Source organism: Solidesulfovibrio carbinoliphilus subsp. oakridgensis (assembly GCF_000177215.2).
Lineage (GTDB): Bacteria > Desulfobacterota > Desulfovibrionia > Desulfovibrionales > Desulfovibrionaceae > Solidesulfovibrio > Solidesulfovibrio carbinoliphilus.
On sequence record NZ_CM001368.1, the window covers coordinates 3,210,011 to 3,230,990 of the forward strand.

The 20,980-nt window shown below is 59.9% G+C and carries 22 protein-coding genes; all 22 read left to right on the top strand.

The genetic code is table 11. The features are described 5' to 3' along the window. On the top strand, nt 1-480 hold the full coding sequence (locus DFW101_RS19140) for a type 4 pilus major pilin (protein ID WP_009182176.1): 480 nt from the start codon (nt 1-3) through the stop codon (nt 478-480). A 2-nt stretch (nt 481-482) separates the two neighbouring features. Then, nucleotides 483-1,499, top strand: a complete 1,017-nt coding sequence (locus DFW101_RS14000) for an ATPase, T2SS/T4P/T4SS family (RefSeq protein WP_009182177.1) — start codon at nt 483-485, stop codon at nt 1,497-1,499. Then, nucleotides 1,499-1,927, top strand: a complete 429-nt coding sequence (pilM, locus tag DFW101_RS14005) for a type IV pilus biogenesis protein PilM (protein WP_009182178.1) — start codon at nt 1,499-1,501, stop codon at nt 1,925-1,927. Before DFW101_RS14000 ends, pilM begins: the two co-directional genes overlap by 1 nt. 3 nt (nt 1,928-1,930) lie before the next feature. After that, nucleotides 1,931-3,043 (top strand): shufflon system plasmid conjugative transfer pilus tip adhesin PilV, encoded by a 1,113-nt coding sequence (pilV, locus tag DFW101_RS14010; protein ID WP_009182179.1) that lies wholly within the window; start codon nt 1,931-1,933, stop codon nt 3,041-3,043. Nucleotides 3,044-3,045: 2 nt separating this feature from the next. Further along, nucleotides 3,046-4,278, top strand: coding sequence for a TrbI/VirB10 family protein (locus DFW101_RS14015; RefSeq protein ID WP_009182180.1), 1,233 nt, complete (start codon nt 3,046-3,048; stop codon nt 4,276-4,278). Then, nucleotides 4,268-6,280 (top strand): type IV secretory system conjugative DNA transfer family protein, encoded by a 2,013-nt coding sequence (locus DFW101_RS14020; protein WP_009182181.1) that lies wholly within the window; start codon nt 4,268-4,270, stop codon nt 6,278-6,280. The genes DFW101_RS14015 and DFW101_RS14020 overlap by 11 nt, the downstream gene beginning before the upstream one ends. Further along, complete coding sequence (traF, locus tag DFW101_RS14025) at nt 6,277-6,810, top strand: conjugative transfer signal peptidase TraF (RefSeq protein ID WP_009182182.1); 534 nt, start codon at nt 6,277-6,279, stop codon at nt 6,808-6,810. Before DFW101_RS14020 ends, traF begins: the two co-directional genes overlap by 4 nt. A 2-nt stretch (nt 6,811-6,812) precedes the next feature. Further along, nucleotides 6,813-7,001, top strand: coding sequence for a hypothetical protein (locus DFW101_RS14030; RefSeq protein WP_009182183.1), 189 nt, complete (start codon nt 6,813-6,815; stop codon nt 6,999-7,001). Then, complete coding sequence (locus DFW101_RS14035; RefSeq protein ID WP_009182184.1) at nt 6,991-9,183, top strand: zincin-like metallopeptidase domain-containing protein; 2,193 nt, start codon at nt 6,991-6,993, stop codon at nt 9,181-9,183. The genes DFW101_RS14030 and DFW101_RS14035 overlap by 11 nt, the downstream gene beginning before the upstream one ends. Beyond that, on the top strand, nt 9,173-9,817 hold the full coding sequence (locus DFW101_RS14040; RefSeq protein WP_009182185.1) for a lytic transglycosylase domain-containing protein: 645 nt from the start codon (nt 9,173-9,175) through the stop codon (nt 9,815-9,817). The genes DFW101_RS14035 and DFW101_RS14040 overlap by 11 nt, the downstream gene beginning before the upstream one ends. A gap of 7 nt (nt 9,818-9,824) precedes the next feature. Then, nucleotides 9,825-11,825 carry a type I DNA topoisomerase gene (topA, locus tag DFW101_RS14045; RefSeq protein WP_009182186.1) on the top strand — a complete coding sequence of 667 codons (2,001 nt, stop codon included), beginning with the start codon at nt 9,825-9,827 and terminating at the stop codon, nt 11,823-11,825. Then, a complete protein-coding gene (locus tag DFW101_RS19145) occupies nt 11,822-12,781 on the top strand; it encodes a tail fiber protein (protein WP_009182187.1) in 960 nt (319 codons plus the stop codon). The genes topA and DFW101_RS19145 overlap by 4 nt, the downstream gene beginning before the upstream one ends. A gap of 292 nt (nt 12,782-13,073) precedes the next feature. Continuing rightward, the gene (locus DFW101_RS19150) at nt 13,074-13,280 is read left to right on the top strand and encodes a type II toxin-antitoxin system HicA family toxin (RefSeq protein ID WP_009182188.1); all 207 of its coding nucleotides are present in this window, start codon (nt 13,074-13,076) and stop codon (nt 13,278-13,280) included. Then, the gene (locus tag DFW101_RS14050; protein WP_009182189.1) at nt 13,277-13,669 is read left to right on the top strand and encodes a type II toxin-antitoxin system HicB family antitoxin; all 393 of its coding nucleotides are present in this window, start codon (nt 13,277-13,279) and stop codon (nt 13,667-13,669) included. Before DFW101_RS19150 ends, DFW101_RS14050 begins: the two co-directional genes overlap by 4 nt. A gap of 804 nt (nt 13,670-14,473) precedes the next feature. Beyond that, a complete protein-coding gene (fabG, locus tag DFW101_RS14055; RefSeq protein WP_009182190.1) occupies nt 14,474-15,202 on the top strand; it encodes a 3-oxoacyl-ACP reductase FabG in 729 nt (242 codons plus the stop codon). Next, a complete protein-coding gene (locus DFW101_RS14060; RefSeq protein ID WP_009182191.1) occupies nt 15,199-16,422 on the top strand; it encodes a beta-ketoacyl-[acyl-carrier-protein] synthase family protein in 1,224 nt (407 codons plus the stop codon). The genes fabG and DFW101_RS14060 overlap by 4 nt, the downstream gene beginning before the upstream one ends. Then, nucleotides 16,419-17,843, top strand: a complete 1,425-nt coding sequence (locus tag DFW101_RS14065; protein ID WP_009182192.1) for a phytoene desaturase family protein — start codon at nt 16,419-16,421, stop codon at nt 17,841-17,843. Before DFW101_RS14060 ends, DFW101_RS14065 begins: the two co-directional genes overlap by 4 nt. Continuing rightward, nucleotides 17,837-19,069 (top strand): beta-ketoacyl-[acyl-carrier-protein] synthase family protein, encoded by a 1,233-nt coding sequence (locus DFW101_RS14070; protein WP_009182193.1) that lies wholly within the window; start codon nt 17,837-17,839, stop codon nt 19,067-19,069. The genes DFW101_RS14065 and DFW101_RS14070 overlap by 7 nt, the downstream gene beginning before the upstream one ends. Next, the gene (locus tag DFW101_RS14075; RefSeq protein WP_009182194.1) at nt 19,066-19,326 is read left to right on the top strand and encodes a phosphopantetheine-binding protein; all 261 of its coding nucleotides are present in this window, start codon (nt 19,066-19,068) and stop codon (nt 19,324-19,326) included. Before DFW101_RS14070 ends, DFW101_RS14075 begins: the two co-directional genes overlap by 4 nt. A 41-nt stretch (nt 19,327-19,367) precedes the next feature. Beyond that, the gene (locus tag DFW101_RS18675; RefSeq protein ID WP_157137647.1) at nt 19,368-20,072 is read left to right on the top strand and encodes a lysophospholipid acyltransferase family protein; all 705 of its coding nucleotides are present in this window, start codon (nt 19,368-19,370) and stop codon (nt 20,070-20,072) included. Between the two features lie 17 nt (nt 20,073-20,089). Then, nucleotides 20,090-20,512 carry a hypothetical protein gene (locus DFW101_RS14085; RefSeq protein ID WP_009182196.1) on the top strand — a complete coding sequence of 141 codons (423 nt, stop codon included), beginning with the start codon at nt 20,090-20,092 and terminating at the stop codon, nt 20,510-20,512. A 12-nt stretch (nt 20,513-20,524) separates the two neighbouring features. Further along, on the top strand, nt 20,525-20,980 hold the full coding sequence (locus DFW101_RS14090) for a hotdog family protein (RefSeq protein WP_009182197.1): 456 nt from the start codon (nt 20,525-20,527) through the stop codon (nt 20,978-20,980).

Genomic DNA, 20,980 nt, shown 5'->3' on the forward strand with positions numbered 1-20,980 from the left:
ATGACTCTTCTTGAAACACTTGGCGCTATTCTGGTTGGTCTCATTGTTCTGGCTGGAGCTGCATTGGGCCTTAATGCCGCTTTTTCATCCTCGAAGTTAGGTGAAACGGAGCAAAACCTTGTGACACTTCGAATGCAGGTCCAGCATATGTTTTCCGGAAATGCCGATTACGCCGGTCTTGATAATGCCCTGGCCCTCAAGGCTGGAGTGGTTCCGAAGTCATTTATTAAAGGTGAATATTTGAAGAATGCTTTTGGTGGTGAAATTACGTTGGCACCTGTTAGCACAGATGCTGGTTTCTCCATCGAACTTACCAGCATCCCGCAGGAAGAATGCACCAAGTTGGCAAAGTTTCAGACAGATGCTTGGCTTGGAGTCGATGTGAATGGTCACGAGGTGAATCGTCTGTCCGATACTGTGGTGTCCGACATTGTGGGATTTTGTGAAGACAGCAATACGATCCTTTTTACAGCGAGATAGTTATGCTGGTTGATCTGTCGTTTTCTGATTTGATCATTTTACCGGACGGGTCCGCCCGGCTCAAGGGATGTCCGGAAACAGGACAGCAACTTATTCCCGTCCCAGCGGACTGTACGGATGAGATCAAGGATTTGCCCAATCGATTGACGGACGCCGTGTTGTCTCGTCGCCATATGGACCCCGCTACAGGAATGCGCGTGGAATCTGGAACCATTCGATTTCACCATCAAGGCATCCATTATCGGGTGGCCGACATTCAAGATGTCAACTCGGGTCGGACATGGTTTTTACGGCGATTGGCTGAGCGTGTCCCTGACCTGACCGGATTGGGATTACCTCCCTACCTCTGCGAGTGGCTGCTGCTGGAGGATCAACGGCAGGGGCTCGTCTTGGTTGCCGGCGCGCAGGCCTCGGGCAAAACCACGACGGCCAGCGCCTTGGTGGCAGGCCGGTTGATGCGCCATGGCGGTCATGGCGTCACGTTCGAGAACCCGGCGGAACTCCCCTTGGGCGGCAGTTGGGGGGAGCACGGCCACTGTTTCCAGACCGAGATCCAAGGCGAGCACGAATTGCCCGAGCAAATCAAGCGCGCCCACCGCTACGCCTCTCCGAATATCATTTTTATTGGAGAAATCCTCACCAAGTATGCAGCGCTGGAAGCCTTGCGCGTGGCTCTCGGCTCCAAACAACAATTGGTGGTCGCTACGATCCACGGGCTTGATGTCATCGCGGCATTGGAGCGGCTTATCAATTGGGCGCAAGAATTTGATGGTAATAATGCTTGCGAAAATTTGGCCAACTCACTTTTGGCTATCATTCTTCAAGACCTCGAAGGTGAGCCCAAATGGCAGAAGATTTCCCAATACCTGCTTCTCCCTTTCGTGGCTCCGAACCCGGAAAGTTCCATGCGGGTAAAAGGCATTCGGGCCAAATTGCGGGAAAGGCAATTTCACTCCCTCCATGATGACATGCGTGAACTTCGCAATCGGATCGCGGATCACGGCCTGAAGGCTATATAATGAAACCCATGGCATTCCTTATGATCCTTCTCGGCGTCATGGCCATGATCTACGTTGGCAACATGACGTCCCAGGATGAACAGCGGACAGAAGCGATAGCCCTTAACTTCGCTCATTACCGCAATGAGGTGCACCGCTATGTATTTGAAGGTCACAAGGCTGCCGGCGACATTGCGGTCTCATCGCTGGACCTGCCTACGGGGTGGACCATGTTGCGCCCCTGGCAGGCCCGCATCGAGGCGGGATGTCTCTATGTGTGGGGAGAGGCCTCGCCGGAGGAGATCGCGGCCGTGCGGGATCTCTACTGGGGAAGCTACGCCATCGGCCGCGCGGCCGGGGGCAGGCTTGATCCCGGATACGGCGGCACAACCCCAATCCCCTCGTTCGTCGCCGCGGACTCGCTCGTGAGCGTCGTCAGCGTGGAGTAAGGCATGAAATTAATCGAAACCATCGGGGCCTTGTTGATCCTGGCCATCATGCTCCCCGTGCTTTTCAATCTGTGGTCGCTGGGTTCCAACGAAATCGAAAAGCGCCAAGCCGCCGACCAACTGGCGGCGGTGACCAAGGCCGCTGCCGGTTATGTCCGCAAGCACCAGACCGATCTTCTGGCGCAGGCCACGGCCAGCAGCGGCCCATCCATCAGTACCGACCCGTTGGTGGCCGAAGGCTTCCTGCAGGATGGTTTTCAGGGACACAATGTCTGGGGGCAGACCTACCAGATCAGCTTTCGGCAGCCTTCAGCCAATGCCCTCCAGGCCATCATCCTGACCACGGGCGGGCGCGGCCAGGACACCAACGACCCGCGATTCGCCTCTGCCCTCGTTCCTTCAGCGGCTGCGATGGTCGGCGGAAGTGGCGGCTATATTCCTACCGGTGATGTCCCAGGCCAGTCGCCGGACTCCCTGCGGGGCGCATTTGGCGGATGGATAGTCACCCTGGCCAACTTCGGGATCGCCTCACCTGGTGCCGGCCACCTCGGGGCCTTGACCACCTTCGACTCCAGCAGTCTCGGTCAGGACTTTCTTTATCGGGTAGCCGTGCCCGGCCACGCCGAACTCAACGCCATGCAAACCGACCTGGATATGACGGATCATTCGATTCGAAACGTCCATGAGCTTCAATTTACTGTCCGGACGCTTGATGGTGAAACCTGTGATGAATCAACTGAAGGACGGACGTTTTTGGACAAAGATCAGGGGTTGTACCTGTGTCGCAACGGCAAGTTGGAGGTCATAGGCGATAGCGGAAACAGTTTTTTGCTGAAAAATGCCACCTTGGCCAAGGATGGCGACCTCATCACAAAGCCCGTTTGTGCGCCCGGGACCGAGACTGCTCCTCAGATTTTTGTCGCTCCGTCACTTGCCGCTGCCGGCGCGGAAGCTCCTCCCATCACCGCCTTCCAGGCCTGGGCCATCAGCAAAAGCGAAACAGAATGGGAGGTGCATCTGCGGCTTTTGACCACGGACGATAACTTGGGCTGGATCAATCCTGGCTCGGATTATGGCCGCATCATGGTTTGCACGTTGTGCGGCAAAGGAAATTGATCATGGAAGATCCAAATCAGTACATCGAAACAAAGAGAATGCGAAAATGGCCACTCTACGTGGCGATTGCCGGGATAACGCTCGGGATAGGCATCATGGTCTTTGCCATTGAACATTCCGGGAAGAAAAAAGCGGAAGAAGCCAAAAAGCCGGAAATTCAAATGCGCGACGACAAGCCCCTTGTCAGCACGGACGGGGGGATGGGGTTGGCCAATCCGCCAGCGCCGGCACCTGCTCCGGCCCCGGTCGAGCCAAAGCCGATTGTCGTGGTCAAGGACAAGGACCCCCGCGACACGTCGCGCGAGCTGGACGATCTGCGCCGGCAGAAAGTTCAGGCCGCCATGACCGCGCTTTCCTCTCCGCTCGTGATCCGTAAGGTTTCGGAAAAGGAAGATAAAAAATCAGACGGCAAACAACTGGTCGAGAAGACGATGGACGGCTCACGTCCGGACTCGCGCGAGAGGCCTTCCGACCGGCTTGACCAGCTGGATCGTCTTGAACGTCTCGCGGGCGCTACGAAAGGCGGGGAGTATAATCCCGCTGCCGACCGGGACAAGGAGGCATTTTTCGACCGGGCCAAGGTTTCGGATCGTCAGTGGATCTCGCCCAACACCCGGATGGCGGGGCACCGGTTCGAAGCGAAAACCGGCACAGTGATCCCGGCCTTGATGATCGGCGGCATCAATTCGGATCTGCCCGGCCAGATCATCGCCCAGGTGGCCCAGAACGTCTACGACACGGCGGATGGGCGCTACCTGCTCATCCCGCAGGGTGCGCGCCTCTATGGGGTCTATGACTCCAGGATCATCTATGGGCAGTCCCGAGTCCTTGTTGCCTGGAACCGCATCATCTTTCCCGATGGCTCGGCCATTACCCTCGAATCCATGCCCGGTGCGGACAGCGCCGGCTATAGCGGCTTCGAGGATCAGGTCAATAACCACTATTTCCGCATCTTTGGCGGTGCGCTCCTCATGTCGCTCGTCTCCGGTGGCGCTTCCTGGGCCGTCGATTCCGTCACGCCAAGCGACAACTCAAACAATGGGTCTCCCACGCTGCAACAACAGATGTCGTCCTCTCTGGCAACCCAGCTTGGCCAGACCACCTCGCAGCTCCTCTCGAAAAACATGTCCATCAAGCCGACGCTGGAAATTCGTCCTGGGTACCGCTTCAACGTCATCGTGACCAAGGATCTGGTCTTCAGGGCACCTTATCGGGAGCAGCGTCATGAACCATGACGTGGTGCAATACGGCCTCGGTGGCAGCAAGATCCGCCGACGTACCCTGCGCTGGGGCTATCTATTTTTCATGGTTGTCCTGGCCCTGGCCAGCATGAGCCGGGCCACGCAGCTCGTGGCCTCCCATTTCGGGCCTCAGGCGGCCCTGGGGCAGCCCTGGGGCCAGGCGCTGGGAATCACATGGTATGCACCGTGGAAAATCTTGTCCTGGCATTCGTGGGGTGTCGAGCACGAGGCCGTGAAGCAGGCCGAATCCCAGGCGCAGATGCTGTTTCTGGTGCCGCAGTTCGTGGTGCTGGGATTTGCCTTGCTCGGCATGCGTAAACCAAAGGCAGGGAGAGATATACACGGGTCGGCCCATTGGGCGACCGAGCAGGAAATTCAGGAGATGGGACTCCTGGACGGCCGTGGGGTGTACCTCGGCGGTTGGGTCAAACGCTTTGAGGGAATTTCCGCCCTGTACCGACGGCTCTGTGGATATGCTTCCGAAACACAACGCTATCTACGCCATAATGGTCCGGAGCACGTCCTCCTTTATGCGCCTACCCGGTCCGGCAAGGGTGTAGGCGTCATTCTTCCCACGCTCCTTTCTTTCCCGGATTCCGTAGTGGTTTTGGACATCAAAGGTGAAAACTGGGCGTTGACGTCGGGCTGGCGGCAATCGCAGGGACAAAAAGTCCTCCAATTCGATCCTTCCGATGCCGGAGGAGGATCGGTGAGCTTCAACCCTTTGGATGAGGTTCGTCTCGATACCTTGCTCGCCATCCCCGACGTCCAAAATATCGCCACCATGGTCGTCGACCCGGAAGGCAAGGGTCTTCAGGACCATTGGAGCAAGGCCGGATTTGCTTTTATCGCCGGAGCCTTGTTGCATTGTCTGGTCATGGTGCGCCATCGTGAGAAGCGCACGGCCACCCTTCACGATCTTGGGACGATGTTGGCTGACGAAAGCCGGTCCATTGATGATCTTTTTGAAGAGATGCTCAAAACGGATCATGCCGCGAAGGTGAAGGAGTGCTTTCCGAAAGACCCGACCGGGGGAGATGAAATTCATACCTTTATCGCTTCTTCTGCGAGGGAAATGCTTAACAAAGCTCCCAATGAAGCAAGCGGAGTCGTTTCTACCGCTCTGGTCAACTTGGCTCTTTATCGTGATCCTGTCGTTGCCCTTAATACTTCAAGAAGTGATTTCCGAGTTCAGGACCTCATGAATCATGAGACTCCTGTGAGCCTTTATCTCGTCATGAGTCCGGCCGACGTCAACCGGCTGCGCCCTCTTATCAGATTAATCCTCAATCTCATTATTTCGCGGATCTGCGAGAAGATGGAATTCATAGAAGGCGTCCAGGTAAAACCGAAACGCCGCCTGCTGTTGCTGCTCGATGAGTTTACGAGCATCGGTAAAATGGAAATTGTCAACAAATCCATTGCCTATACTGCCGGCTACGGAATTAATTATCTTATTGTTATCCAGAATATTGAGCAGTTAAACGATACGTATGGAAAGGAAAACGGCATCAAGGGCAATTGCCATGTGCGGGTTGCATATGCCCCAAATACCCTTGAGACGGCCCGGGAACTCTCGGAAATGACCGGGAAGACCACCGTCGTGAGCGAGAAGACCTCATTGTCTGGCTCCCGGAGCGGGCACTTGAAAAATGCTTCCGTAAGCCTTTCCGAAACAGCCCGCCCTTTGTTGACTTCCGATGAATGCCTGCGGTTGCCAGGACTCCAGAAGAAGGGGGACCGAGTGGTCAAGGCTGGCGACGTGCTCATTTTTGTGGCCGGCCGGTCCGCGATTTACGGACGGCAAATTCTCTACTTCCTGGACCCCGTATTCTCCAAACGGGTCAAGGTGCCGGCTCCCGCCAAATCCGATTCCCTATGCCCGGCCGTCGCTGGCCAGGAAGCCAAGCCCGCCATGCAGACGGAACAGCCGGAGGCCGAAAGCGGCTATGCCGCTTATCTCAAAAAGCAGGACAAGCAGGTGGAATCGGCATGAAATACGCCTTTTTGCTTGTCCTGCTCTTGGTTTGCGGCGGTGCCTTTCTTTTTCAGGAAGGCTTTCGGCTCAACGCCACCGCCTCGATGCCAAGGGGCATCTACCGGCTTGTCCCTGGCCATCCTGTGATCGAGCACGGAGATCTCGTCAGCTTCTGCCTGGAAGACGCCTCTTTCGCCGCCCTGGCCCTCGATCGGGGCTACCTACGGCCCGGGTCCTGCCCGGGCGGCCTTGAGCCCTTGCTCAAGCGCATTGCCGGCCTGCCGGGAGACTTCGTGGACATCGGTCCGGACGGTCTCATGGTCAACAGCCGGTTACAGCCGGAGAGCCGGATATGCGTCCAGGACCGCCACGGCCGGCCTCTGCCGCCTGTGGCCCTCCATCCGGGCCGGATACCCGCAGGTATGGCCTTGATCCTATCCGAGGATCATCCCGGTGGATTTGATGGGCGGTATTTTGGCCTGGTCCCCCTTGCCTCACTGCGGAAGGTAAGGCCCGTTCAACTCTTCGACTCCATGGGAGGAAATTGAAGATGGAGAGAGAAATTCTTGCGAGGGCGGCCCGAGCGGTGGATGCCCAGGCTTCCGAAGATCCGAGTCTGGGTGTCCCGGTTGACCCGGACGTGGCGGACTTCATGGGGGCTTTCGAGGAAAAGGCCGTCGGTCTCGATGACCTGGACGAAATCCAGGGAAACGAGGGGGAGGGCGGCCATGGTGCATAAAGACCGCAAACCCTTCCACGAGCAGTTTGCTGAACAGATCATCGAGGACCTCAAGAAGGGAGTCGCTCCTTGGCAAAAGCCCTGGCAGCCCGGGGAGCGGCATGCACCGTTCAATCCCATCTCGGGAACCGTCTACAGCGGCATCAACCGGGTGATGCTTTCGCGCAAAGGATTTGATGAGCCACGCTGGATGACGCTCAAGCAGGCCAATACCATTGGGTGCCGAGTCAGAAAGGGCGAGAAATCCCAACCCATTGTGTACTGGCAGTTTACGAAGGAGGAGCCGGCCAAGGACGATCAGGGAAAGCCTCTTTTGGACGGGGAAGGCAACCAGGTCATGGAACAGGTCCACCTGACCCGCCCCATCATCCGGTTCTCCTCGGTCTTTCATGCGACCCAACTGGAGGGCGAGATGCCTCCCCTTGATCCCGCCACGCTCAGGCCCACCTGGGATCCCAACGAAAAGGCCGAGACCATCCTCGGCAACTCCGGGGCGGTCATCAAGCACAACCAGCGGGATCGGGCGTTTTACAGCCTGCGCACCGATGAGATCAGCCTGCCCCCAAAAGAGCATTTTCCCTCGGGCGATGGCTACTATGCCACGGCGCTCCACGAGCTGGGCCATTGGACCGGTCATCCCTCGCGCCTTGACAGGGAATTTGGCCCTTTCGGCTCCGAACCCTATGCCCGCGAGGAACTCCGGGCGGAAATCGCCTCCTGGATGCTCGGAGAGGATTTGGGCATCGGCCATGATCCGGGCCAGCACGTGGCCTATGTCGATTCCTGGATCAAGGCACTGGAAAAAGATCCTTATGAGATCGTTCGCGCCTGTCGCGATGCGGAGAAAATCAAGCAGCACGTGGTGGCCATGGAACAGAAGCAGGATCTCACGCAGGAAGTCACGCCCGCTCAGGAACAAAATGCCGTCCTTCCTGGCCATGAAAAATCCATGACGCCCACGCAGGCGATGGAGCCTCAGGAACGTGTCCCGGCACAAGGTGTCCCCGAGGCGCCAGACCATCGGACTTATTTGGCCGTCCCCTACCGGGAAAAGAACCGAGCGAAGGCGGCCGGCGCACGGTGGGATGGCAAAGCCAAACTCTGGTACGCGCCAGAAGGTTCGGACATGGCCAAGCTCGGGGCCTGGCTCCCTCAAAACGAACCGGCCCCGGCCGCGACCATGGAACCCGCCGAGGAATTTGCCCAAACGCTCCAGGCGGCCGGGTTCTACCTCAAGGGCCTTCCCGTCATGGATGGCAAGATCCATCGGGTTCCTGTCGTGGGGAAGCCCAATGGGCTCGATGGGGCCTATCAGGGCTTCCTCGATGGCCATCCTGCCGGCTGGTATCAAAACCATGTGACCGGCGAGAAAGCCACATGGAAAGCCCACGGCCATAGCCTTACCGAGGAGCAAAAGGCAGCGCTCAGGCTCGAAGCGGCAGAGCGCAGCCGACAGCGGGAACAGGAACGTGTGGCCCTGCAAGACGCGGTTGCCCGCCGATGCGACCAGGATTTCGAGGCTCTCCCTCCCATCCGGCCCATAGCCGCCATAAACAACCCCTATCTTCTTAGCAAAGGAATTCCTCCGCTGGGCGGCATCAAGGAGTCCCCGGATGGAACGATCCTTCTGATCCCCCTGCACAATGCCCAGGGGACGATCCGCAACGTCCAGGAAATCTCCTGGGGCGGGGAGAAACGTTTTCAGACAGGCGGCGAGAAAAAGGGCTGCTTCTGCCTGATTGATCCCGAAAAGAAACTCGAACACGGGGAACCGGGACAGGAGGGGGAAATCCTTCTGGCCGAGGGGTACGCGACCAGCGCCAGCCTCAATCTGGCGACGGGCAAGCCGGTGGCTGTGGCGTTTGATGCCGGGAACCTGGAGCCTGTGGCCCAGGCGCTTCGGGAAAAGTACCCCATGGCCACCATCACGATCTGCGCGGACAATGACCATGCCCGTGAGCATGGAAACATTGGGGTTGAGAAAGCCCGGCAGGCCGCTCAGGCCGTGGGCGCAAGTGTGGTCGTTCCGATCTTTAATAAAGAGGAGAAAGCCGCAGGCTTGACGGATTTCAACGATCTGCACCAATCGCGCGGACTCCTGGCGGTGGAAGAGCAGGTGGCCCGGGGACGGACCCGGGCGCGGGGACAGCACCAGGAACGGGAGCTGTCGCGTGAACTCTAAACTCCTGTGTGTCGTTTGCAGCCTCGGTCTGTTGCTCCTGGCCGGACAGGCCAGGGCGCAATCCCCGGAAGATCTCGATCTTCTCTTTGACGCGCCCTGTGCCCGCTACGGCGCGCCCAAGGCTTTGGCCCGGGCCATTGCCCATCACGAAAGCGGCCTGCGCCCCTGGGCCATGAACATCGAGGGTAGACCCATCCTGCACGCCTCCAAGGAGCAGGCTTTGGCGGTGGCCCGGGCCGCCCTCCAAGCCGGCCTCTCCTTCGATGTCGGGGTGATGCAAATCAATTCGTGGTGGATCAGGCGCTATCACCTCCCCCTGGAGGTGGTGTTCGAGCCTCGGGGTAACGTCCAGGTCGGCGTCTGGATCTTGGCCCAGTCGATCAAACGCTTTGGCCTCACGTGGCAGGCCGTGGCCACCTACCATACCCCCAATCCGGAACGCGGACGGGCCTATGCCGCCGCCGTGCTTGCCCGCCTGAGCGGGAGACCTGTCGCTGCATCGACCGCGCCCTCGATGGCGGCGGATTCTTCCGCAGCGTCCAAATCCAAATCGTCGCCGGCGGCCTCCGCGTCGCCGTTGCTGGTGAAGCGGTTTCGCCAGCTTGCCAGCAATGAAACCAAACTTGTGAAGTGAGGGTCTCATGAAAAACCTCCTGATCGTCGAATCTCCCGGCAAGATAAAAAAGATCCAGGGATTCCTGGGAAACGACTGGCAGGTCATGGCCAGCGTGGGTCATGTCCGTGACCTTCCCCCGCATGATCTTGGCATCGACGAGGCGGATCTTCGGCCCCGCTACGTCCCTACCGAGAGGGGAAGGACTGTCCTGGCCAAGCTGGCCAGGGCGGTGGAACTCGCGGACTCGGTTTTTTTGGCGACAGACCCTGACCGCGAGGGGGAGGCCATCGCGTGGCATCTGGCGGATGCCCTGGCCCTGCGAAATCCCCAGCGCATCACCTACACCGAAATCACGGAGCAGGCCGTCAAAGGCGCGATTTTAAAGCCTCGCCAATTGGATATGCGGCTGGTTGCCGCACAGGAAGGCCGTCGCGTCTTGGATCGGCTGGTGGGGTACAAGGTTTCGGGGCCCCTGTCTCGCTTGGCCGGCAGAAAATCGTCTGCCGGTCGGGTACAGAGCCCGGCCGTGCGCCTGGTGGTCGAACGTGAACGCGAAATCCGAGCCTTCAAGGTGACCACGCATTATGGGGTGGATCTCATCTTCGACGCCTTGGACAACATCACGCCGGGTTGGAAAGCCGAGTGGAAGGTGAAGCCGTGGCTGGAACCCGGCCAGGAGTATCTGCTCGATAAGGCGCTGGCCACGACGGTGGCCGGCGTACGGAGGGTCACGGTCCTGAGCTGCGAAGAATCCGAGAGCCGCGCCGCGCCGCCAGCGCCGTTCACCACGTCCACTTTGCAGCAGGCGGCCTCGAATGCCCTGAAGATGTCTCCCAAGGAGACCATGGGACTCGCGCAACGGCTGTATGAGGCTGGCCACATTACCTACATGCGTACGGACTCGCCAAATTTGAGCGAGGAGGCGGTGGCTTCCATCCAGGAATACTGCCGCAGCCGGAACTGGCCGGTCGTGGCCAAGCCCAGGCACTGGAAAAGCAAGGAAGGCGCGCAGGAGGCCCATGAGGCCATCCGCCCAACGCACATCGAGATCGAAGAGGCCGGCGAAACCGAGGGAGAGAAGGCCCTTTATGCGCTTATCCGTCAGCGCACGCTGGCCAGCCAGTTGGTGGATGCGGTTTTTGCCGTACGCACCGTGCGGCTTGTCGGGAATCCTGTTGAGGATCGGGGCCCCGAGTTCGAGGCGAAGGGGCGGACCCTGACCAGTCCCGGTTGGAAAGTTGTCCTGGGAGGGGATCAGGCTGACGAAGGAGAAGAGGAGGCGGAAAATCCTGTGCCTAAACTCCAGGCCGGCAGCCAACTGACGGTAGGCGAGGGGAAGGTGACGATCCATAAGACCAAGCCCCCGGCGCGCTTTTCCGAAGCATCACTCGTCAAGGCCCTGGAAGATCGCGGCATCGGACGTCCATCCACGTACGCCGCCATCCTGGAGAACATCCTGCGCCGGGAATACGTGCGGCTGGAAAAGCGCAAGCTGGCCCCCACCCCGGCTGGTGAGGACGTGGTTGATGCGCTGCTTGGCCGCTTCGGATTCGTGGATTTTTCCTACACGAAGGGGATGGAAGAAAACCTGGACGCCCTGGCTGCCGGGCAAGCCCGGTACCTCGATGTCATGCGCCAGTTCACCTCCGGGCTCGACGGGGAACTCAGCGCGTTTTTGGCCACGATCAACCATGCCTGCCCCGAATGCGGAAAGCCTCTGCGGCGGATATCCAAGGCATCTGGCAAGGACGGCCGGGGCGGATATGATTTTTGGGGATGTACGGGATACCCGGATTGCCGGGCGACCTTTGCCAATGAAGATGGCAAGCCGGGAGGTCGTATAGAGCCCCGGCAGAAGCTTCCCCTCAGCGCTGTCAAATGCCCGGAATGCGGAAAGCCCCTGGTCCACCGCATGAAGGAAGGAGCCAAGGGATATAATTTTTGGGGGTGCTCGGGTTACCCCAATTGCAAAGTCTCCTTTCCCGATGCCGGCGACCGGCCTGACATGCAGGGAGACAAGTCATGAAAATGCTGCAAGCCCTTATCCTTCTCCTTTCGTTCATTCTTTCCGCTGGGCATAGCCTGGCTGGCGATGGATCCAGCTTCAACCCTGTCCCGATCCCGATCACCAGCCAGGGGACCATTCCGGTTGGGACGGTCATTCCGTGGCCGTCTACGTCAATGCCGGCGGATGCGACGAGGTGGTTGGAATGCAACGGTCAAGCCGTGCCCTCAGGCAGTCAGTATGACCGACTGCGCGTCGTGCTTGGAAGCAAGCCAATCCCTAATTATAACGGGCAATTCTTGCGAGGAACGACGGTATCCAGCGAAGTGGGGCAGACGGTCGCTGACTCGACCCGTGCCCATGATCATCTCATCGATGCGCATCAGCATACCGTCAGCGGTACGGCGTCAGGGCAATCGTATGGGGGGGCTATCGCCAGCGTCTCTATCAGTGGCAGCACGTCAAGCCAAAGTTACAGCGGAACAATCGCTGGTCAACATATAACAGGAGCAACATCGGGACAAGCTTACGGTGGTAACATTGCCGGCCAGCACGTAACGGGTTCGACTTCGGGGCAAGCCTACATATATGACATCGCGGCGGCTGGAAGCACATGGTGGCCTGCCACCGGTACTCCAGGTTATATCGATACCGTTTCGAGCATCACCCACTATACAGGCCACGGCACGACTGCTGGTGGAACATTTGACGGATATACCGCGCCGACGTCCTATTCGGGAGTCACCGCCGGAGGAACATTTGACGGTTATACTTCCGCGAGTAATTATTCGGGAGTCACTTCAACAGGTACTTATAGTGGCTACACGCCAACTCTTTATTATTCCGGGAATACTTCTGGCGGAACGATCAATGGCGTGACTAATTATGCCGGAGGTGGCTACACACATCAAACGGGCGGATCGGAAACAGCTCCGGTACATACCAAGGTCCGATACTTGATCCGTGCTATTCCGTGAAGTGAGGTCGCTCTGGATCTCGCCGCGCTGGAATGTGGTGTTGCTCATCATTGTCCATCGGGCCAGCAAGACGCAGAAATCGTTCGGCAGTATTGATGATCTGTGGGGTGGAGCGGGCCGGCATCGCCGGCCCGACTTCGCCTCGGTCCGGTTCGTCCTTTCGTGACCCACTCCTGATGATCTCCCTTCGTTTGATGGCCAGGAGGGCAGTGGGTTCGGCTACAAAGCCCTTTTAATGTGTACTGTGCGCAAAAAATCTTGACTCCCGCCCTCTCGTGTGTATCATACGCACATGGACAGCAAGGAACTTATCCGCCGGCTCAAGGACAGCGGCTTTACGCTTCTGCGTGTCAACGGCAGCCACCACGTCTTCGGCCATGCCGACGGCCGCCGGGTAGTCGTCAAAGACCCCTGCAAGGACATCCCGGCCGGCACCTTGCGAAACATCTTCCGGCAAGCGGCTTGGCCCTGGCCGCCACGAGAAGGAGGAAAACCATGAAGCGACGCTATCCGGCGATCCTGCATACCGATGACGGCATCGGGTATGGCGTGACCATTCCCGACCTGCCCGGCTGCTTCACCACGGGCGAAACCCTGGACGAGGCCCTGGCCAGCGTTCAGGAAGCGGTGGAAGCCTGCCTGTTCGACGCCGACGAAGCGCCCCAGGCCAGCCCGGCTACGAAGGTCTTGGGAACGGCCGAGGCCGAAGGCGGCGTCCTGGCCTTTGTCGAAGTGGACTTGTCCTTTCTCGACGGCGAGCCCATCCGGGTAAACATCAGTGTGCCGCGCAACCGCCTGGAGCGCATCGATGCCGCAGCCAAGGAAATGGGAATGACCCGCTCCGGCTTCCTGGTCCAGGCGGCGGAGCAGCTCATCGAGCGACGGTAGCCTCCGCATCGTCCAGGCCCCGCCCCGGCGGGGCTTTTCTTTTTCCTGGCCCGGGCCGGAAGGCCGCATCTGTTTATCGCGAGAGAAGCGCAGGCGTGGTGCCTCCTCCGTGGTGCCATGAACAAGTTCGTCGCTGATCTCCCGCTGCCAGCGGTCCAGGCTGACTTCAAACGCTTCCCAGTTCGGGAACCGATATCCCGCCAGGACATTTTCCTTCACGTAGCCCACGCCGTTTTCGTCCTTGCCCTTGGGACGCGCTCGATAGCGTGACACGAACAGATGTACTCTGGTCTTGTGCCCACCGATTTTCACGGTCGCTTCGCCAGAGGATCAGGTTATCCTGTCGCCTGACAACAGGTAACGATCGATTGACAGCACGTTAGGCGGTTACCTATCCTAGACGTCGTGTATGGGAAATACGTGGGTTTTGCCTTGCGATCGCTGCTGGCGGCGAGAACTTGCCCATCCTCCGCAGTCTCTCAGGAGGAAGGGAAGGCCAAGAAGGGAATAGGATGAGGGATGTTGCTGATGGGTAGGATTGTCAGCATTCCGTGGGTTGATGGCTCTGGTCGGTGCATGCCTGTTCAAAAACCGGTTAAGATGACCAGGAGACAATTGAAGATTTGGTCTTCCAGGCTGTTATTCATTGCAATAAAATTGATGTTTTTATTATCTAACTTTTATATATAAATTAAACAATTGAACTTCGTGTTGATGGGGCGTAGTAAATTTCAAGATGTATAAACTTTTGTCATAAAATATTAATTTAAATAGTAATAATTCAGTTTGTGAGGTCTCTTTTTTATGACTCAAAAAGTACCCCTTGCACTGGTGACCGGAGCCAGTAGAGGAATTGGAGCGGCCATAGCTTTGGGGCTTGCAGAAGATGGCTTCGACATTTGGCTAAACTACAAGAGCAGACATCATGAAGCCCAATTCGTGGCCAGATCAATCCAAGAGATGGGGCGCAAATGTCACCTGCTTCCCTTTGATGTGACCGACCAAGACATGGTTTCGAATGCTCTTGCACCGCTGCTGGAACAATATACACCCCACGTGCTGATCAACAACGCCGGATTCGTCCGTGATGTCCTCTTAGTTTGGATGAAACGCGAGGAGTGGAGCGATGTACTCGGCGTGCATCTGAACGGATTTTTCCATGTCACTAAGACTGTGTTGCCGTCTATGATTCGGGCTCGCGGCGGACGCATCGTTACGATCGTCTCCACTTCTGGAGAGCGGGGCGTGGCCGGCCAAGTCAACTACTCGGCGGCTAAGGCCGGACTCATTGGCGCGACTCGGTCCCTGGCGGCCGAGGTGGCTAAACGTAATATCCTGGTCAACGCGGTCTCGCCCGGGTTCATCGAAACGGAAATGACCGAGGCGATTCCTAAGGAGAAAGTGCTGCCCATGGTTCCCATGGGCCGGTTCGGCACGCCCGGGGAAGTGGCCGCCGTGGTGCGATTTCTCTGTTCCCCAAGCGCGAGTTATGTCACCGGCCAGGTCATCGGTGTCAACGGGGGCGTGTCGTGACCCGGCGGGTCGTCATCACCGGTGTCGGCATCGTCTCCTGTCTGGGCATTGGCGCACAGGCCGTGGGAGCGGCGCTTCGCCAAGGGAAAAGCGGCATCGTCGCCGATCCAGAGCGAGTAGCGTTGGGCTTTCGCAGCCCGCTCACAGGCAGGATTTCCGGGTTCGATCGGCAGGCCTATCTGACCCGGAAACAGCGTAAGACCATGCCAGATTGCGCCCTTCAAGCCTATGCGGCCGTGGAAGAAGCCATGGGTATGGCCCGGCTCTCCCCGGAGGATGTCCGCGAATCGGAGACCGGCATCGTGTTCGGGGCGGATTCCAGTTGCGAGCCGGCCATCCGGGCGGTGGACATCGTGCGCGCATCCGGCGAGACCAAGGCCATCGGCGGATCCGCCGTGTTCGGGGTCATGAATTCCACGGTCAGCATGAATCTGGGATGCGTGCTCGGCGCGCGGGGCGCGTGTTGGACCGTCAGCGCCGCCTGCGCCAGTGGAACCCTGGCCATCGGGCAGGCGGCGCAGCTCATTGCCCTGGGGCAGCAGCGGCGCATCCTTTGCGGCGGCGCCCAGGAGATCAACTGGCAGGCCGCGTCCAGCTTCGATGCCATTGGCGCCTTCAGTCTTGATACCGCCGATCCGGTCCGGGCCAGCAAACCTTTCGATGCCAGGCGCGACGGCCTGGTCCCCAGCGGCGGCGCGGCGGCCCTGGTGCTGGAGGATCGAGAGTCGGCGATCCGGCGGAACGCCCCCATCCTGGGCGAAGTGCGGGGATTCGGCTTCGCCTCGGATGGCGATAAATTGGCCGTGCCTTCCGGGGACGGCTTGGCCAGGGCCATTGGGCTGGCCATGCGCCAGGCCGGGGTCCATCCGGAGGCCATCGACTATGTCTGCGCCCATGCCACGTCCACGCCGCGCGGCGACGCAGTCGAGACCCGGGTGCTTCTGGACGTGTTTGGCCAAGCCAGGCCCCCAGTCTCCTCGCTCAAGTCTATGACCGGCCACGAGCTCTGGATGGCCGGAGCCTCCCAGGCGGTGGGTTGCGTCCTCATGGCCAGCCAGGGTTTTCTGGCCCCGAACATCAATTTCGAGAAGCCTGACGACCTGTCCGCCGGGCTCAACATCATCCGCGAGACCATCCCGCACGGCCCGCGACTGACGCTTTGCGATGCGGCCGGCTTCGGCGGCACCAATGCCGCCTTGGTGCTGGGGTTCGAGGGATGAAGCGTTCCTGCGTGGTTATCGGCGGGGGAATCTCCGGCATGAGCGCCGCCATCCTGCTGGCGAGGCAGGGGCTTGCCGTCACCCTAGTGGAGAAGGCCCCCAGGCTCGCTCCCCTGGTGCGCGGGTTTTCCCGCCAGGGCCTGCATTTCGACACCGGCTTCCACCATACCGGCTACCTAGGGCCAGGGGAGATCTTGGATCGGGCCTTCAGGCTCATGGGCATGACGGAACTGGCGTCTTTTCCCTTTGGTCCGCAAAACGACCCGCGGGTGGTTGTGGACGAAGGGCCAGGGGAGGGCTATCCCATGCCTTCCGGTTTCGACCGTCTGCTGGAGGTCCTGGGGGACTGCTTTCCCCGGGAACGCAACGCGCTGCGGGTCTATCTGGACGCGGTGCGGGCGGCCCAGGACAGCTCTCCCTATCTGGCGCCCGGGACGTCCGACCGGCCATCAGCTCCCTACCCGGACGCCACCCTGGCCGAGGTGCTTGACGGACTATTCCGCGATATCCGCCTCAAAAGCCTTCTGGCCTCGCAGACCTTGTACCACGGCGTGCCGCCCGCCGAGGTGCCCTTCGTGTTCCATGCCTGGGTCGGAGCGGCCGCCATGCGGTCCCTGCACGGGGTCAGGGGCGGTGGGAAGCATCTGGCGCAGGCCTTCGAAGGCGCTCTTGATCGTGCCGGAGTCCGCGTGGAGACGGGCATCGGTGTCGACAGGATCACCCTCTCGCCAGCGGGGGCCGTAAGTGGAGTCCGCCTCGGGGACGGACGCGTGCTGGAGGCGGAGGTTTGTCTCGGCACTATGCATCCTGCCCTGCTGGCCGGGGTCGTCCCCCAAGGGGTTTTTAGGCCGGCCTATCTGAATCGGTTGGCCAGGCTCGCGGAGACCCCTCGTGCCGCCATGGTGTTCGGCACGATCCCCGGCGGAGGTGGGGGCGAGTCCGGAGACTGGTGGTTGTTTCTGAACAGCCACGATCCGGCTCGCTGGCTGGGTGAGCGGGGCGGCGCGGAGCCCGGCGCCATGTCCGTCATGATCTCTGCCTCTCTCGGCGGCGATGGTTTGGTCGGCCTGGAACTGGCCGCCTGCTGCGACCCGGAGTCCTCGAAGCTCGATGCCCGTGAACGTATGATCGGCTTTTTCACGCGAAGGCTGCCCAGCCTCTCCCGGAATGCCCACTTTCTGGACTCCGCCTCCCCGTCCACCTTCGCGCGTTACGCCAATTCGCCGTTTGGCAGCTATTACGGCCCGAAACATGCGATGGGGGCGCACACTCCCCAGCCCCGCACCAGACTGCCGGGGTTCTATCTCGCCGGACAGGCGGTCGTGGCTCCCGGCATCGCCGGTGCCGTCATCTCGGCCTGTGTTGCCGTGGACGTCCTGCTTGGGGCAGACTACGTGTTGACGGAATTGCGCCAATGCTGAAGCGCCGGGTGGTCGTCACCGGCTATGGGGCGGTCTCCCCATTCGGACTGGGAGTCCGTGCCCTGTGGGACGGCCTGGTTGCGGGGCGAAGCGTCGTTGTTGCGGATGAGCATGGGCTGGGCGAGGTCGGCATCCGCAGTCGTCTTTGCGCCAGGGTCGACGACTTTCCGTCCCGGGAAATCCCCAGGCAGTACCGGCGGACCATGAGCCGCATGTCACAGTATGCCTATCTAGCCGCCAGGGAGGCACTGGACATTTCCCGACTGCCCGAGAGCCTCCTTCGCGGAGGGCGGACGGGGATCGTGCTGGGCTCCACCATCGGCAGCGTGGACGGACTGGAAGAATTCTTCAGACCCTTTATCACCACCGGCCGGGTGGACGCGGTCAAGTCTACTTTGTTTTTTAAGGTGATGAACCACTCGGCGGCCTCCAACCTAGCCCAGGCACTGGGCACGACCGGACCGCTCCTCGCCCCCTCGGCCGCGTGCGCTACAGGTTGTCAGGCCCTGGGCATAGCGGCAATGCTGGTGGTTTCGGGCCAAGCCGATGTTGTCTTGTGCGGGGGAACCGACGAGCACCATCCGTTGACAACCGCCACTTTTGATATCATGAATGCCGCGTCAACCCTCTATAACGACTTCCCGGAAAAAAGTCCCCGGCCATTCGATTGCGCCAGGGATGGTGTGGTCTGTTCCGAGGGGAGCGGCGTCCTGGTGCTGGAGGCCTTGGAAAGCGCCGAGAAGCGGGGTGCGCCCATCCTGGCCGAATTTAAGGGGTACGGGTCCAATCTCGATCCCGGTCATATCGCCCATCCCAGCCGAGAAAGTATCGCTGAGTGCCTGCGCTTGGCCCTGCAGTGCGCGGGCATGGGACCGGAGGAGGTGGATTACGTCAACGCCCACGCCACCGGAACAATTCAGGGCGACGCCGCCGAGGGGTTGGCCATCGAGGACGTTTTCGGTTCGCGGACACCGGTCAGCTCCCTGAAAGGATATTTCGGTCATGCCATGGCCGCCAGCGGAAGCCTGGAGTCCATCGTCTGTCTTGAAATGCTCCGGGAAGGGCTCCTCCTTCCGACCCGCAACCTGGACGACCCCGATCCTTCCTGCGGCGCTATAGAGCATGTTCGGCAAGCGATCTGCAAGCCGATCACCACGGCGGTCAAGAACAATTTCGCCCTTGGCGGTGTGAATGCCGTGGCGGTATTTAGGAGCTTTATCTCATGACCGATCAGGAAATTATCAAGCGCATCAACGAGGGACTCGAGGAAGAATTCGAGATCCCCAAGGAGAAACTCATTCCCGGCGCGAGACTCTACGGGGAACTGGGACTGGACAGCCTGGACGCCGTGGACATGGTGGTGGTCCTCGAACAGCAGTTCAGAATCAAGATCCGGGAGGATGACGGCATCCAGGCCATCAGGACTCTAGACGATCTGCACGTCTTCATCCTGGCCAAGGTTTCCTCAAGGCCGGACCCATGACGGGCCGGGGCGTCGCGAGCCTAGCGGTGTGGACCGCCCTGATGCTCATCACCTCGGGGTTCGTGATTCTCGCCCCTCCTGTCTGTCTGGTCATCCGTCTGACCGCCCGAACCCCCTGGCCCAGGCTGGCCCGGTGGTGCATCTGGTCCTACGGCAGGGCCGTAGCCCGGATGCTCGGCCTTTTCTTTCCCGTCTTCGTCCACGGACGGCCTGGCCGTATCGGGGATCCGCCGTGCATCTTCGTGTTTAACCACACATCGTTTTTGGACCTTTTCTTCATCACCCTGGCCGCCCCACCAGATTCGGCCTGCTTGGCCCGGCAGTGGCCTTTCTCGGTGCCCCTCTTCGGCCCAGTCATGCGACTGGGGCAATACGTCAACGTGGAGCGGCTTTCGGTCGAAGAACTGCTGGACCGAGCCCGGGAGCTCTTGCGCCAGGGGGTCAGCCTGGCCGTCTTCCCCGAGGGAACCCGATCACGCACCGGAGCGATGGGGCGGTTCCGCTCCGGGGCCTTCAAGCTTTCTATCGAGACAGGCATTCCGGTCCGGCCCGTGCGTATCGAGGGCTCGGGCTGGATTCTTCCTCCGGGTGTCTGGAAGATGCGCCGAGGAACACTGTGCGTGAACGTGCTGGAGGATGTCGCTCCAGCTCCATATACAGGCGAAGTATTGGGGCACGTGGCGATGCGCCGCCACGCGCGCGAACGCATAAGCACTGCCTGCATGCCCTCCCCTGCAACCTCTTGACCCAGATGGAGCCAAGCATGATCCCCCGTCGAATTCTTCTTGCGGCACTTGTCATCCTGACAGCCACCTTCGTCTCCTGTCGCACGGCGCCGATTCGTAATATTCCCATGAACAGCATCCCGACAACGCAATATATGAGTCTTACTCAGGACGAAGTCGCGGGTGCCATCATCATGGGTGGTAACAAGGCTGGCTGGAGCATGCGCAAGGTCGAGCCCGGGCTCATCGTCGGGACCATCCAGGTCCGGACGCACGAAGCGCAAGTGGATGTTCGGTATTCGGCGACTACCTGGAATATCACCTATCGGGACAGCAAAAATTTGAAATTCAATGGTGAAAAGATCCATTCGAACTACAACAAGTGGGTCAGTCGTCTGGGTGACTTCATCAGGAACCAGATCAATGAGGATATGGAATTTCATGTTCAGAGAAAAAACTGAATCGGATCGTCTGTGACCGCATCGTCTTCAGGGATTTTCCCGGTTGCCGCATCGCTGCTCATCCCCCACCGCCCGCCCATGGCCATTGTGGAGAGTCTGGAGCAGGCGGACAGTGGGGGCGCCCTTGCCCAGGCGCAGGTCGAGGTCGGCTCCCCGTTCGTCCGTTCGGACGGAACCGTGGAGCCCCTGATCCTGCTGGAGATCATCGCCCAGGCCTGCGCTGCCTATGGCGGCTGGCTGGCCGGGGACGCCGGCCGGGGAAAACGCGCCGTGTTCCTGGTCGGGGTCCGCTGCTTCGAGGTCCTCGGGAAGGCCGTAGCCGGGAAAACCATGGAGATAGCAATGACCCTGGACAAGGCGTTCGGCGGCTTCCATCTGTTTCGAGGCGTGCTTCGCCAGGACGGACACGCGGTGGCCCAGGCCAGCCTTAAGGCCTATCATCCCGAAGAACCAACCACGGGCGCATGA